We start from the raw sequence: 14,636 nt of genomic DNA, 5'->3' as shown, positions 1-14,636 counted from the left end.
CGGGGCCACCTCAGAACGGCAGCGGTGTCACGTCCTGGAGATCGACGATCACGGAGTACTCCATGCCGCGGCTCTGGAACACCCCGCGCTCGAGCACCTCGAGGCCGACGACCTCCCAGCGCGGCAGGCCGGCGGACTCCCGGTACTCGTTCCACACCCGCAGCGCGAGCGAGGAGGCGTCGAGGAGGGTCTCGCCCTCCTCCCAGTACTGGATCTCGGCGCGGGAGCCTGCGTACTTGAGCGAGTGCAGGAACGGCCGTTGGTCGCTGAGGCGACGGAGGGCGTTGCGGACCACCAGGGGTTCTACGGCGTTGCCTGCCACGGTCACGGTCACGTGCCAGAGCCGGATGGGCTCACCCACATGTCACCTCTTCTAGGTCCCGAAACTTCGCCTGCCCCTAAGTGTCGCGCGGCACGTTCGGGACGGTCAGACGAATGGAGAAATGCCTTCGGAACGGTAGCCACCGCAGGAAAATGGGGGTCGATTGCCCCCCTTCGGGCGCCCCTCCGGGCCGCATCGGCGAGCCCGAGCGTCAAGTCCGTCGGCTGCCACGATGCGCCCGGCGGAGCACGCGGTCGGTCCGCTGGAGTGCCCGGTAGGCCCGTCTTCTCACCTGGTGCACGGTCCGCACCAGCGGCAGGCCCTCCCAGAAGTAGTCGGAGTACGGAACGTGCTGCGCACCGAAGCCCGCCTTGAACCGCTCGAGGCTCGAGCCGGGGTTGCTGATCCCGAAGAAGTAGCGCTCCATGCCCCGCTCGCAGGCGTCCTCGATCGCGAGCCGGTGGAGCAGGTCGTTGGCGCGGCTGGGGCCGGCCAGGTCCTGGTTCATGGCCCCGCGCCAGTAGGTGTCGTTCCTGCCCTGGGTGAGCACGATGATCCCCGCAGCCGGCTCACCGTCCAGGTAGGCCATCCACGTCGTGCAGGCAGGGCCCAGGGTGACGCCCACGGTGAGGAACTTGCGCAGCGACTCGCCTCGCGCCGCGCGGAGGCGGGCGACGACCGGAGGCACGCCTTCCTGCCCCGCCCACCGGATCACCGACTGGGTGTACATGGTGTGGAAGTCGGCCATGAGGGCGCCGGTGGTGTCCCGTTCCACGGTGAGCCGGCTGCGCTCGGCCTTCCGCACAGCCCGCCGGACCGAGCTGCGGAACCGATGCGGCCAGACCTCGCCGAACCCGCCGCCGAGGTCGAGGACCTGTGCGTGCACGTCCCGGACCGTCGTCCAGGGGGCGGCGTCCGACCAGTAGTGGCCGAGTCGTGGGTTGGGCCGGACCACCACGGAGGCCAGGGGTCTCCTGGCCAGGTCCGCCATGACCACCGCCAGGTCCTCACGGGACAGCCTGCCGTGCTCGGCCAGCACGCCACCGGTGGAGCAGCCCTCGGGCATCGAGAGCCGGGAAGCGACCGACGGCGGCATGAACCGCGGGCTCACGATCGGCAGGACGAGCCGGGACCCGTCACGGCGACGGTACAGGCGGGAGACGTCGACGTACGAGGAGAACGAGCAGACCGCCTCGACCCAGGCCGGCGACTGCGACGCCAGGGCCTCCGGGTCGCTGTGCAGGACGTCCGACCACTCGTGGGCGGGCACCTCACCGGACACCTCCCACGCAGGCGACAGTCGCTCCCACCGCTCCTGCCGTCGGGCCATGGCCCCGCCCCCGTCCCCGGATAGCCAGCGTGGAGCACCGAGGCGCCCGTGTGCACAGCCTAGGTAAAGGACCCTCGCCCCGGAAGGCCTGGAGAGCTCAGCGGCGGTGCAGGAGGACGAGGTCGTCGCGGTGGACGACCTCCCGCTCGTACGACGAGCCGAGCTCGCGCGCCAGCTCGTGCGTGGACCGGCCGACCAGGTCCGGCAGCTCGTCGGAGTCGTAGTTGACCAGTCCCCGTGCCACGGGCACACCGTGCGGGTCGACCAGGTCCACGGGGTCGCCGCCGACGAACGTGCCGCGCACGCCGGTGACCCCGGCGGCGAGCAGCGAGGCGCGGCGGTCCACGACGGCGCGGACGGCGCCCTCGTCGAGCACCACCTGGCCCTTGGGCTCGGTGGCGTGCGCGAGCCAGAGCAGCCGGGTCGGGCGGCGACGGCCGGTGGGGTGGAACATCGTGCCGACGTCGTCCCCGGCGAGGGCGCGCGCGGCGTTGTCGGCGGAGGTGAGCACGACGGGGATGCCGGCCCCCGTGGCGATCCGGGCCGCCTCGACCTTCGTCTGCATGCCGCCGGTGCCCACCCCGGCCGACCCGGTGCCGCCGATCCGCACGTCGTCGAGGTCCTCCTCGGAGGTGACGTCCGAGAGCAGCGTCGTCCCCACGGCGTCGGGGTGGCCGTCGTACAGGCCGTCGACGTCGGAGAGCAGGAGCAGCAGCTCCGCGTGCACCAGGTGGGCCACCAGCGCGGCGAGCCGGTCGTTGTCGCCGAAGCGGATCTCGCCGGTGGCGACGGTGTCGTTCTCGTTCACGATCGGCAGCACGCCGAGCTCGAGCAGCTTGGCGAACGTGCGGTAGGCGTTGCGGTAGTGGCTGCGCCGGGTCATGTCGTCGACGGTGAGCAGCACCTGGCCGACACCGAGCCCGTGCCGGGCGAACTCCTCGGTGTAGCGGTGCACGAGCAGCCCCTGGCCCACCGACGCGGCCGCCTGCTGGGTGGCCAGGTCACGGGGGCGGTGGGTGAGGCCGAGCGGGGCGAGGCCGGCGGCGATCGCGCCGGAGGAGACCAGCACCACCTCGGCGCCGCGGGCGCGGACCCCGGCGAGGGTGTCCACGAGCGCGCGGACCCGGCCCGGGTCGATGCCGCCGGCGGCCGTGGTGAGCGAGGAGGACCCCACCTTCACCACGACCCGCGCGGCACCGGCCACGTCGGACCGGGTGGTCGTGCTCACGCCTCGTCGTCCTCCCCGGCCTCGACCACCTCGGGACGCTCGACCGCGGTGGGCGACTCGTCGGCCACGTCCGCGGCGGCTGTCCCTGCGCCGGGGTCGTTCTCGTCCCAGCCGAAGTCCTCGATGCGGCGTTCGTAGTGCTCCCGGGACTCCCCGGTCAGGCGGCCGTCGGCCCGGCGGGCGACGTCGGCGCGGGACTCGTGCTCCGCGCGGCTCGCGTACGCCTCGTCGATGGCACGGCGGCGCTGCGCAGCGGGCCGCGACTCCTCGAAGCGCTGGTCCTCGCCGCGGCGGCTGAGCAGTTCCGCGCCGGCGTCCATCATCGGGCGGAAGTCGAAGACCACGGCGTTCTCGACGTCCCCGATCAGGACGGTGTCGCCCTCCTCGGCGCCGAGCCCGAGCAGCTTCTCCTCGACTCCGAGCCGGTTGAGCCGGTCGGCGAGGAAGCCGACGGCCTCGTCGTTGCTGAAGTCGGTCTGGCGCACCCAGCGCTCGGGCTTCTCGCCGCGCACGCGCCAGCCCTCACCGGTCTGCTTCACGGTGAACTCCGGACCGGTGCCGGCGGCCTGCGGACGGATCACGATCCGGCTCGCCTCGACCACGGGCTTGGCGGCGCGACTCGCGGCCACGATCTCGGCCATCGCGAACGACAGCTCGCGCAGCCCCTCGTGGCTCGCCGCGGACACCGGGATCGGGGTCAGCCCGCGCTCCTCGAAGTCGGGCAGCACGATGTCGGAGAGGTCACGGCCGTCGGGTACGTCGACCTTGTTCAGCACCACGAGGCGGGGGCGGTCCTCAAGCCCGCCGTACCGGCTGAGCTCGCCCTCGATCACGTCGAGGTCGGAGAGCGGGTCGCGGCCGGGCTCCATGGTGGCCGTGTCGATCACGTGCACCAGGGCGGCGCAGCGCTCCACGTGGCGCAGGAAGTCGTGGCCGAGGCCACGGCCCTCGCTGGCGCCCTCGATCAGGCCGGGGACGTCGGCGACGGTGAAGGTGGTCTCCCCCGCGGTGACCACGCCGAGGTTCGGCACCAGCGTGGTGAACGGGTAGTCGGCGATCTTGGGCCGGGCCCGGGACAGCGCCGCGATCAGGCTGGACTTGCCGGCACTGGGGAACCCGACGAGGCCGATGTCCGCGACCACCTTGAGCTCGAGGGTGATCTCGAGGTCGTCGCCGGGCTCGCCGAGCAGCGCGAAGCCGGGGGCCTTGCGCTTGGAGGAGGCCAGGGCGGCGTTGCCGAGGCCGCCACGTCCGCCCTCGGCGATCACCATCTCGGTGCCGGGGCCGACCAGGTCGGCGAGCACGGTGCCCTGCGCGTCGCTGACCACGGTGCCGTCGGGCACCGGGAGGACCAGGTCGGAGCCGTGGGCGCCGTTCCGGTTGCCGCCGGCGCCGTGGCCGCCGTGCTCGGCGCGGCGGTGAGCGTTGTGGTGGTAGTCGATCAGCGTGGTCACGTCGGGGTCGACCCGGAGGATGACGCTGCCGCCGGGGCCGCCGTTGCCGCCGTCCGGGCCGCCGAGGGGCTTGAACTTCTCGCGGTGGACGGAGGCCACACCGTTGCCCCCGCGTCCGGCGGTGACGTGCAGCACCACCTGGTCGACGAAGGTGGGGACTGCCATGGGTGTGGCCTTTCGGTTGCAGGTCGGTCCCGGGGGTGGTCCGACTCTAGGAGGAAAACGTCGAGGGGCGTCCCGCAGTCTCGCGGAACGCCCCTCGGAGGTCTGTAGCTGGTGCGGCTTCCGTCACTCAGCCGTCGGAACGATGTTCACGACGCGACGCCCGCGCTTGGTGCCGAACTCGACGTTGCCGCCGACGAGGGCGAACAGGGTGTCGTCACCGCCACGCCCGACACCGGTGCCGGGGTGGAAGTGGGTGCCACGCTGACGGACGATGATCTCGCCGGCGTTCACCAGCTGGCCGCCGTAACGCTTCACGCCGAGGCGCTGGGAGTTCGAGTCGCGACCGTTCTTGGTGGACGCGGCGCCCTTCTTGTGTGCCATGAGTCTTCAGTCCTTGTTCTCGTGAATAACCGTGAGCCGGCCGGTGACCTGGAGGGTCACTTGGCAGCGATGTCGGTGACCTTGACCTGGGTGTACTTCTGACGGTGACCCTGGCGCTTCTTGTAACCGGTCTTGTTCTTGTACTTCTGGATGATGATCTTCGGGCCCTTCGTGGCGCCGAGGACCTCGGCGGTCACGCTGGCCTTGCCCAGAGCATCTGCGTCCGAGGTGACCTTCTCACCGTCGACGAGCAGCACCACGGGAAGCTTGACGGAGTCACCAACCTCGCTGGCAACCTTGTCGATCTCGATGACGTCACCGACAGCAACCTTCTGCTGCTGGCCGCCACTGCGCACGATCGCGTACACCGCGGACTCACTCTCTTCGTCGGACTACAAGTTCAATGATCTGCGGCACAGCGCGTTCCCGACTACGTCGTACGACGGGGAGCGGTGCGTCTGGCACACAGGATGGGCGCGCGTTGCACGCCGAGGATCGAGTTTACGCAAGAGACCGGGGCCGGGTCAAAACGGGTCCGGAGGGGACGTCCGTCAGGAGCGGATCCCCAGCCACCCTCACGACGTCACCGTACGGCCGGGGCCGGCCGGGCACAGGGAGCGAACGCCCCGCGGTGCCCCCGGCCCCGGCCGGCACGGTCAGCGCTTGCGCGAGCCCTTCTTCTTCACCGGGACGTGCGCGGCCGCGGGGCCCTCGCCCTCGGCGTCGTTCTCGGTGTCCTGGGTGGACGGGGTGCCCACCTCGGACTCGTCGAGGACCGCGGCCACCGGCTCGTCGGACACGGGCTGGTCGGCCACCTCCCCCACCGGGACCTCGGGCGCACCCTGCGTCGCCGGTGAGCCGTCGGGGGTGACCCCGGAGGCGGCGTCGGCGGGCGCGGTCAGCGTGCCCACGGCCGCGGCACCGCTCGGCGGGCCCGCGGCACGACGTGCCGAACGCCGGCGGACGGTGGTGACCACCTTCGGCTCGGCCGGCGGAGCGGGCGGAGCCTCGGGCGCGGTCTCGACGGTGGCCTCGACCGGCGCCTCCGCCGCGGGGGCGGCGGCGTGCTGAGGTGCCTCGGCCGGCTCGCCCTCGGTGGGCCGGCCGGGCGCCGTGGCGTCGGCCGGAGCCGCCGTCCCGGCGGCGCGGCGTACCGAGCGCCGGCGGACGGTGGTGACCACCGGCGCAGCGGGCTCCGCCGGTGCCTCGGGGGCCGTCTCCGCGGCAGCGGTCGCAGGACGGGACTCCTCGGCCGGCGCGCCCTCGGTGGGCCGGCCGGGCTCGGCGGCCTCGGCCGGAGCGGCGGGACCCGACTCACGCCGGGCAGCGTCGCGGTCGCGCCCCTTGCCCTTGGACTTGCCCTTCTTCGGCTTCTCCTGGGCCGCCTCGTCGCGCTGCTCGGAGGGGACGCCGTCGGGACCCGACGCCGCCGGCTGGAGCTCGCGCTGCTCGGTGGCCTTCGCCGGCTCCGCGGGCTCCGCAGCCTGCTCGGCCTGCTCGTGCTTGGCCATCGCGGCGACGTCCTTCGGCGAGGGGGCTCCCCCGTTGCCGTTGCCGCCGTTGCCCTTGGGCTCCTCGTCGCGGCCCCGGCCGGCGCGGCCACCGCGACGGCTGCGCCGCGGCTCCTCCTCGGCCTTCTTCCTCGCCTCGACGGGCTCGTGGTGGACGACCAGGCCCCGGCCGTGGCAGTGCTCGCAGTTCTCGCTGAACGCCTCGAGGAGGCCGGTGCCGATCCGCTTGCGGGTCATCTGCACGAGACCGAGCGAGGTGACCTCGGCGACCTGGTGGCGGGTGCGGTCGCGGCCGAGGCACTCGACCATGCGCCGCAGCACGAGGTCGCGGTTGCTCTCGAGCACCATGTCGATGAAGTCGACGACGATGATGCCGCCGATGTCGCGCAGCCGGAGCTGCCGGACGATCTCCTCGGCGGCCTCGAGGTTGTTCTTCGTGACCGTCTCCTCGAGGTTGCCCCCGGAGCCGGTGAACTTGCCGGTGTTGACGTCGACGACCGTCATCGCCTCGGTGCGGTCGATGATCAGCGAGCCGCCCGACGGCAGCCAGACCTTGCGGTCGAGCGCCTTGTCGATCTGCTCGTCGATCCGGTACGCCGCGAAGACGTCCTGGTCGCCGTCGTACCGCTCGAGTCGCTCACCGAGGTCCGGCGCGACGTGGCTGACGTAGCCCTCGACCATGTCCCAGGCGTCCTGGCCGGAGACGACGAGCTTGGCGAAGTCCTCGGTGAACAGGTCCCGGACCACCTTGAGGGTCAGGTCCGGCTCGCCGTAGAGCAGCTGCGGGGCGTTGCCGCCCTCGACCTTGCTGTGGATGTCCTCCCAGCGGGCGGTCAGCCGCTCGACGTCGCGGGTCAGCTCCTCCTCGCTGGCGCCCTCGGCGGCGGTGCGCACGATGACGCCCGCGGAGTCGGGGACGATCTCCTTGAGCAGCGTCTTCAGCCGGGTCCGCTCGGTGTCGGGGAGCTTGCGCGAGATGCCGCTGGTGGTGCCGTCGGGCACGTAGACCAGGAACCGGCCGGGCAGGCTGATCTGGCTGGTCAGGCGGGCGCCCTTGTGGCCGATCGGGTCCTTGGTGACCTGGACCAGCACCGGCTGGCCGGACTTGAGGACCGACTCGATCTTGCGCGGCTGGCCGTCCTTGGAGCCGAGCGCGCTCCAGTTGACCTCGCCGGCGTAGAGGACGGCGTTGCGCCCCTTGCCGATGTCGATGAACGCGGCCTCCATCGAGGGCAGCACGTTCTGCACCCGGCCGAGGTAGACGTTGCCGATCAGCGACGTCTGCGACTCGCGGGCGACGTAGTGCTCGACGAGGACCTTGTCCTCGAGCACGGCGATCTGGGTGAGGTCCTTGTTCTGCCGGATCACCATGACCCGGTCGACGGCCTCGCGGCGGGCGAGGAACTCGGCCTCGCTCACGATCGGGGCGCGGCGACGACCGGCCTCGCGGCCCTCTCGACGGCGCTGCTTCTTGGCCTCGAGCCGGGTGGAGCCGCTCAGCGCGGTGATCTCGTCCTCGGCGTTGCGGCGCTGGCGGACCCGGGTGACGGTGTTGTCCGGGTCGTCCTGCCCGTTGTCCCCCTCGTCGCCGGCGCGACGGCGACGGCGGCGGCGGCGGCTGCCGGCCGAGCCGGAGTCCTCGGACTCGTCGCCCCCGTTCCCGCCGTTGCCGCGCTCCTCGCCGCTCTCGCGGTCGTCCTGCTCGTCGGAGGACTCGCTGCCCTCGGTGTCGTTGTCGCCCCCGGACCTGCGGCGGCGGCGACCGCCCCGGCGACGCCGGCGGCGGTTCGAGCCGCCCTCGCTCTCGTCCTCCGAGGTCTCGTCCTGCCCCTCGGGGGCGCCGGTCGGCTCCTCGGCCGTCTCCTCGCGCTGCTCGCGGGGCTTGGCCGCGGCGCGCTTGCGTGCGGGTCGGGCGGGCCTGGTGGCCTCGGCCTCCTCGCCGCCCTCGGCGGTCTCCGGCTGGGTCTCGGTGACACCCTCGGCGTCGGGCTTGGGGGCCGCGGCCTTCTTGCGGCTGCGGGCCGGGGCCTTGGTGGGCTGAGGAGCCTGGAAGAGCGGGACGGGCACCGGCGGCGGGTTGCCGGCGGCGGCCGCGACCTCGGCCTCGGCCTCATCCTCGGTCTCCTCCGCCTCGGCGGCCGGGACCCCGGCGGGAGCCTGCGCGACGGCGGCGGCCTCCCCGGCTTCGAGGTCGAGGGGCTGGTCCGTCGTACCGGCGGTGGCGGCCTTCTTGCTGGTGCGCTTGGCGGGTGCCTTGCGGGTCCGCTTCGCGGTGGCCTTCTTCGCCGGCGCGGCGTCGGTCCCGCCCTCGGCGGTCACGTCGGGCGCTGCGTCCGTCCCGGTCACGACCGCGTCAGCGGCGGCCTCGGCGGGCGGCGCGGCCTGCGTGGCGTCGACCGCGTCGGCGGCGGTCTCCTCGACCGGCGCGGCCGCGGTCTTCTTCGTGGTCCGCTTGGCCGCGGTCTTCTTGGCCGGTGCCTTCTTGGCGGCGGACTTCTTGGCCGGGGCGCGCTTCGCGGCGGCCTTCTTCGCGGGTGCCTCGCCGGGCGTGTCGTCGGGGGCGGTGGAGGCCGTGTCGGCGGTCGAGCCGACCTGGGCGTCCGTGGTGGGTGCAGTCAGTTCGTCAGAAACTGCCGGGTTCTCAGCGTCGAGCATGTGCTCTCCTAGGCTCCCGGGACACGTCCTGGGACGCGATACCTCGGGAGCGAGTCAGTCGCCGGCCGGCGAACCGGTCCGACGCAAGCCTGCGGTCGAGGCCCCAGCGGGCACCTGCGGTCCTACCCGCGCTGTGCGCGAGCGGGCCACCGAGCCGTGACTGGAGCGGCGGCGACATCCTCCGAAGTCATCGTCGCTCAGGCGGTCGCGTGGCACAGTCCGCGGTCGGCAGCTTGGGACGGACCGAACCTGTCACCTTCGGTCACACTGCGTCGCGGTCGGGCGCCAACGGATCGCCCACCGTGCCGGTCAGCGCGTCGAGAGGACCCTGGGCCAGTCGCTCGTGTACGGGAGCGGAACCAACCTCGAGTCCGCCGATCGCGCGGAGTCCGGCGAGGACGTCGTCGGGTCTCACGGACGGGGTTCCGTGTCGCAAGACCAAGTCGAGTATCGCACACTCCGTCCCGGATCCCGTCGTAGCGTGTGATCCGAGCGACACGACCGCCTCGCGGCAGTCGAAGGTGCGCAGCCCCTTCTTCGTCATCCGTTCGACGGAGACCTCGTCCGCGGCGAGGAACGCCGCCACCGCCGAGGCGGCCACGTCCGCCGGTACGCCGGGCAGGGTGATCCGCCACGTGCTGGCCTCGAGCCGGTCCGAGAGCGATCCCCCGGGGCTCTGCACGACCTCGAGCACGTCGAGCCCGTCCGGGAGCGCCTCGTCGAGGGCGGCGTGCACCGCGACCGGGTCGACCTGCTCGGCGAGCGCGATCTCGAGGTACTCCGCCTCGCTCGCGGACCCGGTCGGCGCGGCGCCGGCGTACGAGATCCGCGGGTGCGGGTTGAACCCCGACGAGTAGGCCATCGGGACACGCGCCCGGAACACCGCGCGCTCGAAGGCGCGGGAGAAGTCGCGATGGCTGGTGAACCTGAGCCGTCCCCGCTTCGCGTAGCGGATCCGGAGACGCTGGACGGGAGGGGCTTGCTGCTCGGGCTGTTCACGCACGGGGCAACCCTAAGCCTCGGGTACCGGTCCCTTCCCGCCCGCCCGCCGGGTCAGCGGCGAGGGGAACCGCTCGGCGACCCGGACCCCCGCCAGCCAGTCGGTCAGCCTGCCGGCCTCCTCGGTCAGCGCCCGCTCCACGGCGGGGTCCACCGGCTCGAGCAGCCCGACCGCCACCTCCCCGGCCTCGCTCTGGTGCCAGCCGCCGACGATCCGCCCGTCGGACCAGGCGGTGCTGCCGCCGTTCCCGTTGCCGTCGAAGACCGCCGTCCGGTGGCCGGACAGGTACCAGTCGCGCTCGAACCAGCCCATCGTGGTGGGGTCGAGCGCGGGCAGTAGAGCCACCCACGGGCCCGGCCGCTCGGTCGGCTCGAGGTCGTCGGGCAGGACGTGGCCGACCCTTCCGCCGCCGAGGTCGACCTCCACGGCGCCGACCGCGGCCAGGGCGCGGCGGGTGCCGGCCAGCGTCCCGCCGAGCCACCACTTCAGGTCCTGTTCCGTCCCGGGCCCGAACGCCGCCAGCCAGGCACGGACCAGCTCCGCGGTGCCGGTGGCCTCGTCGGGCGGGTCGAGGGGGCGGCCGAGCCAGGACGCCATCGTCGCCCAGCGCGGGCGCGACGTGGTCCACCCGCCGGCGTTGGAGGCACGGACCAGCTCTCCCGCGGCGGACAGCACGGTCAGCACCCGTGGTCCGACCGGGACCTGGCCGCCCCAGCTCCTGCCCTCCCCGTAGCTCAGGGAGCCCTCGAGCAGCGGGATCTCCGCGCGGAGCTCGGTCGAGGTCGCCTCCCTGCCTCCCGCGAGGGCAGTCAGCACCGCCTCCCGCGCGGCGTCGAACCACGCCTCCGCGTCGCTGCGCAGCCCGGCCTGCTCCACGGCGCGGACGAGCCGCCGGCGCTCCGCGGCGGCCACCTTGGCGCTCGCCCCGCCCTGCGCCGCGTCGAGGACCTCCCGCGGGAAGGCGAACAGGGTGCGCCGCATGGCGAGGTGCTTGACCAGGGTGCGGTCGTCGTACAACGCCCGGTCCACGTCGGCGGTGGTCATCGCCGCCACCCGACACCGCGCGGACAGGTAGACGGTGGCGGGGTCGGTGGCGTGCAGGCAGACCATGCTGCGGGCCGCCTCCTCGACGCTCGCCGCGCGGTCCGACGGCGCGAGCCGGTGCCGGCGCGCCAGCCTCGCCCGGCGCTCGGCGACGTCGAAGGACCGCATGTACGCATCATGGCAGCCGGCGCCGACCGCAGGGCGGTGACGGCAGCGGCTCCGCCGACCACCCGCGTGGCACCATGAGCCGGTGATCCGACCCGACCCCCACCAGGACTCCCGCGCCGAGCGGCTGCTGGTCCTCGTCGGGATCGTGGTCCTGGCCTTCAACCTGCGCCCGGCCGCCGTCAGCGTGGGTCCGGTGCTCGGCGAGCTCACCGCCGAGCTCGGCATGTCCCCCACCACCGCCGGCGTGCTCACCACGCTGCCGGTGCTCGCGTTCGCGGTGTTCGGCGCGCTCGCGCCCTGGCTGGCCCGGGTCGTCGGGGTGCACCGGGTCACCCTGCTGTCGCTCGTCGCGGTCGTCGTCGGCCTCGGGGTGCGGTCACGGATCGACCACGTGCCGGCCTTCCTCGCCCTGTCGCTGCTCGCGCTCGGGGGGATGGCCACGGCCAACGTGCTGCTGCCGACACTGGTGAAGCTGCACTTCCCGCACCGCGTCGGGCTGCTCACCTCGATCTACACCACCGCCCTCGCGGTGGGGCTCACCCTGGCCTCGGTGGCCACCGTCCCCCTGTCGGAGCAGCTCGGCTCCTGGCGCTGGGGCCTGCTGGCGTGGGCGGTGACCGCGCTGGTCGCCGCCCTCCCCTGGGTGGCCCTGGTGCGCCACGACCGTGCGCCCGACGAGGCGGTGCAGACCGTCACCCTGCGCGACGTCGCCCGCACCCGGCTGGGCTGGGCGATGGCGGCGTTCTTCGGCCTCCAGTCGCTCCAGGCGTACTCGATCTTCGGCTGGTTCGCCCAGGTCTACCGCGACGCCGGCTTCTCCCCGGGCACCGCGGGCCTGCTGCTCGGCGTGATCACCGCGATGAGCATCCCGCTGTCGTTCTGGGTGCCGCACATGGCGTCGCGGCTGCACGACCAGACCTGGCTGATCACCGGGCTCCTGGCCTGCTACCCGGTGGGCTACCTCGGCCTGATCCTGGCCCCGGTGGGCGGGGCCTGGGTGTGGGCGGTGCTCGTGGGCGTGGCCTGCGCGATCTTCCCGCTGGTGCTCACCCTGATCGGACTGCGGGCGCGCACCAGCGCCGGCACCGCCGCGCTGTCCGGCTTCACCCAGTCGGTGGGCTACCTGATCGCGGCCGTGGGTCCGCTGGGCATGGGCGTCCTCTACGACGTGACCGACGGCTGGACCGTGCCCCTCGGCGCGTTGCTCGTGCTGGTGGTGCCGATGCTCGTCGCCGGGCTCACGGTCGCCCGGCCGGCGTACGTCGAGGACCAGCTCGACCGGGCCCGCGAGGTCAGTCGAGCCGGCTGACCACCAGCGCGGTCGCCACCGGGTCAGACCACGGAGAGCGGCAGCAGCTGGCGGCCGGTGGGGCCGATCTGGATCTCGGTGTCCATCTGCGGGCAGACGCCGCAGTCGTAGCAGGGGGTCCAGCGGCAGTCCTCGACCTCGACGTCGGAGTCGGGGTCGGGGTCGATCGCGTCCTGCCAGTCCTCCCACAGCCAGTCCTTGTCGAGACCGGAGTCGAGGTGGTCCCAGGGCAGCACCTCGGAGTGCTCGCGCTCGCGGACGGTGTACCAGTCGAGGTCGACCGGGGTGTCCGCCAGACCGGTCTCGGCGCCCGCGACCCAGCGGTCGTAGGAGAAGTGCTCGCTCCAGCCGTCGAAGCGGCCGCCGTCGCGCCACACCGCCTCGATGATCCGCCCCACCCGGCGGTCGCCGCGCGAGAGCAGTCCCTCGATGATGCCGGGGCGGCCGTCGTGGTAGCGGAACCCGATGGCGCGGCCGAACTTCTTGTCCGCGCGCACGTTGTCGCGCAGCTTCTTCAGCCGCTCGTCGGTGGTCTCGTGGTCGAGCTGGGCGGCCCACTGGAACGGGGTGTGCGGCTTGGGCACGAACCCGCCGATCGACACGGTGCAGCGGATGTCGTTGCGCCCGGACACCTCACGGCCCTTCGCGATCACCTTCTTCGCGAGGTCGGCGATCTCGAGCACGTCCTCGTCGGTCTCGGTGGGCAGCCCGCACATGAAGTAGAGCTTCACCTGGCGCCAGCCGTGGGAGTACGCCGTGGCGACGGTGCGGATCAGGTCCTCCTCGGTGACCATCTTGTTGATCACCTTGCGCATCCGCTCCGACCCGCCCTCGGGGGCGAAGGTCAGGCCCGACCGGCGGCCGTTGCGGGAGAACTCGTTGGCGAGGGAGATGTTGAAGGCGTCCACGCGGGTCGACGGCAGCGACAGCGAGACGTTCGAGCCCTCGTACCGGTCCGCGAGCCCCTTGGCCACCTCACCGATCTCGGTGTGGTCGGCGCTCGATAGGGACAGCAGGCCGACCTCCTCGAAGCCGGACTTGCGGATGCCGTTCTCGACCATGTCGCCGATCGTCTCGATCGACCGCTCGCGTACCGGGCGGGTGATCATCCCGGCCTGGCAGAACCGGCAGCCGCGGGTGCAGCCGCGGAAGATCTCGACGGAGAAGCGCTCGTGCACGGTCTCGGCGAGCGGCACCAGCGGCTTGCGCGGGTACGGCCAGGCGTCGAGGTCCATCAGCGTGTGCTTGTGCACCCGCCACGGCACCCCGGACGTGTTGGGGACGACGCGCTTGATCCGGCCGTCGGGCAGGTAGTCGACGTCGTAGAACTTCGGGACGTACACGCTGCCCGAGACCGCGAGGCGGTAGAGCAGCTCGTCGCGAGGGGTGCGGCCGGAGAGCCCGGGACGCCCCTCCTCCTTCCACTCCCGCACGACGTCGGAGATCGCCAGCACGATCTCCTCGCCGTCGCCGAGGACCGCCGCGTCGAGGAAGTCCGCGATCGGCTCGGGGTTGAACGCCGCGTGGCCGCCGGCGAGCACGATCGGGTCGTCCTCGGTGCGGTCGGCCGCGTGCAGCGGGATGCCCGCGAGGTCCAGCGCGGTGAGCAGGTTGGTGTAGCCGAGCTCGGTGGAGAACGACACCCCGAACAGGTCGAAGGCGCGCACCGGACGGTGGTTGTCGACGGTGAACTGCGGGATCGGCCCCTGCGCGTCACCGTCACGCATGACCTGCTCCATGTCCGGCCACACCGAGTAGGTGCGCTCGGCGACGATCCAGTCCCGCTCGTTGAGCACCTCGTAGAGGATCTGGACGCCCTGGTTGGGCAGGCCCACCTCGTAGGCGTCGGGGTACATCAGGGCCCAGCGGACCATCGGCGAGGTCTCGTCGTCGCCCCACTCCTTCAGCGTGGAGTTGAGCTCGCCCCCGACGTACTGGATCGGCTTCTGCACCGACGGCAGCAGCGGCTCCAGCCTGGGGAAGACAGAGTCGGCGTGGGTCGCGGGCATGCAAGAACCTCTCGAAGACAGGCGTGGGGTCGCCCCAAGGGTACGACGGAAGCCGCGGAG

The 14,636-nt window shown here is 72.8% G+C and carries 11 protein-coding genes; 1 reads left to right on the top strand and 10 read right to left on the bottom strand.

The features are described from left to right. Nucleotides 1-10: 10 nt before the first annotated feature. From K1X13_RS18020 to K1X13_RS17980, 9 genes are all read right to left on the bottom strand, one after another. The gene (locus K1X13_RS18020) at nt 11-361 is read right to left on the bottom strand and encodes a DUF8830 family protein (protein WP_221026519.1); all 351 of its coding nucleotides are present in this window, start codon (nt 359-361) and stop codon (nt 11-13) included. Nucleotides 362-533: 172 nt separating this feature from the next. Further along, nucleotides 534-1,652, bottom strand: coding sequence for a GNAT family N-acetyltransferase (locus K1X13_RS18015; protein ID WP_221026518.1), 1,119 nt, complete (start codon nt 1,650-1,652; stop codon nt 534-536). A 97-nt stretch (nt 1,653-1,749) separates the two neighbouring features. Next, complete coding sequence (gene proB / locus K1X13_RS18010) at nt 1,750-2,880, bottom strand: glutamate 5-kinase (RefSeq protein ID WP_221026517.1); 1,131 nt, start codon at nt 2,878-2,880, stop codon at nt 1,750-1,752. Next, nucleotides 2,877-4,499 carry a GTPase ObgE gene (gene obgE / locus K1X13_RS18005; RefSeq protein ID WP_221026516.1) on the bottom strand — a complete coding sequence of 541 codons (1,623 nt, stop codon included), beginning with the start codon at nt 4,497-4,499 and terminating at the stop codon, nt 2,877-2,879. The genes proB and obgE overlap by 4 nt, the downstream gene beginning before the upstream one ends. 123 nt (nt 4,500-4,622) lie before the next feature. Next, nucleotides 4,623-4,880: a 50S ribosomal protein L27 gene (gene rpmA, locus K1X13_RS18000; protein ID WP_221026515.1), complete on the bottom strand. Its 258-nt coding sequence runs from the start codon at nt 4,878-4,880 to the stop codon at nt 4,623-4,625. 56 nt (nt 4,881-4,936) lie between these two features. Further along, the gene (rplU, locus tag K1X13_RS17995; RefSeq protein WP_221026514.1) at nt 4,937-5,248 is read right to left on the bottom strand and encodes a 50S ribosomal protein L21; all 312 of its coding nucleotides are present in this window, start codon (nt 5,246-5,248) and stop codon (nt 4,937-4,939) included. Between the two features lie 288 nt (nt 5,249-5,536). Beyond that, entirely contained in the window at nt 5,537-9,046 is a 3,510-nt protein-coding gene (locus K1X13_RS17990; protein WP_221026513.1) for an Rne/Rng family ribonuclease, read from the bottom strand. Between the two features lie 262 nt (nt 9,047-9,308). Continuing rightward, the gene (locus tag K1X13_RS17985) at nt 9,309-10,049 is read right to left on the bottom strand and encodes a TIGR03936 family radical SAM-associated protein (RefSeq protein ID WP_221026512.1); all 741 of its coding nucleotides are present in this window, start codon (nt 10,047-10,049) and stop codon (nt 9,309-9,311) included. 9 nt (nt 10,050-10,058) lie between these two features. Next, nucleotides 10,059-11,258, bottom strand: coding sequence for a winged helix DNA-binding domain-containing protein (locus K1X13_RS17980; RefSeq protein ID WP_221026511.1), 1,200 nt, complete (start codon nt 11,256-11,258; stop codon nt 10,059-10,061). An 82-nt stretch (nt 11,259-11,340) separates the two neighbouring features. On the opposite strand from K1X13_RS17980, the gene K1X13_RS17975 reads away from it, so the two are divergent. After that, nucleotides 11,341-12,567: a CynX/NimT family MFS transporter gene (locus tag K1X13_RS17975; RefSeq protein ID WP_221026510.1), complete on the top strand. Its 1,227-nt coding sequence runs from the start codon at nt 11,341-11,343 to the stop codon at nt 12,565-12,567. A gap of 23 nt (nt 12,568-12,590) precedes the next feature. Here K1X13_RS17975 and K1X13_RS17970 read toward each other — a convergent pair whose 3' ends face one another. Further along, a complete protein-coding gene (locus tag K1X13_RS17970; RefSeq protein ID WP_221026509.1) occupies nt 12,591-14,576 on the bottom strand; it encodes a TIGR03960 family B12-binding radical SAM protein in 1,986 nt (661 codons plus the stop codon). Between the last annotated feature and the right edge of the window lie 60 nt (nt 14,577-14,636).

Origin of the sequence: Nocardioides jiangsuensis (genome assembly GCF_019679455.1) — a bacterium.
Lineage (GTDB): Bacteria > Actinomycetota > Actinomycetes > Propionibacteriales > Nocardioidaceae > Nocardioides_C > Nocardioides_C jiangsuensis.
The sequence above is the reverse complement of the archived record's forward strand: the minus strand, read 5'-3'. Positions and strand labels throughout refer to the sequence as shown.

What these genes read in the sequence shown, in the direction of transcription:
- K1X13_RS18015 (WP_221026518.1), bottom strand. Translation starts at nt 1,652, where the DNA reads ATGGCCCGACGGCAGGAGCGGTGGGAGCGACTGTCGCCTGCGTGGGAG.
- obgE (WP_221026516.1), bottom strand. Translation starts at nt 4,499, where the DNA reads ATGGCAGTCCCCACCTTCGTCGACCAGGTGGTGCTGCACGTCACCGCC.
- rpmA (WP_221026515.1), bottom strand. Translation starts at nt 4,880, where the DNA reads ATGGCACACAAGAAGGGCGCCGCGTCCACCAAGAACGGTCGCGACTCG.
- K1X13_RS17990 (WP_221026513.1), bottom strand. Translation starts at nt 9,046, where the DNA reads ATGCTCGACGCTGAGAACCCGGCAGTTTCTGACGAACTGACTGCACCC.
- K1X13_RS17980 (WP_221026511.1), bottom strand. Translation starts at nt 11,258, where the DNA reads ATGCGGTCCTTCGACGTCGCCGAGCGCCGGGCGAGGCTGGCGCGCCGG.
- K1X13_RS17970 (WP_221026509.1), bottom strand. Translation starts at nt 14,576, where the DNA reads ATGCCCGCGACCCACGCCGACTCTGTCTTCCCCAGGCTGGAGCCGCTG.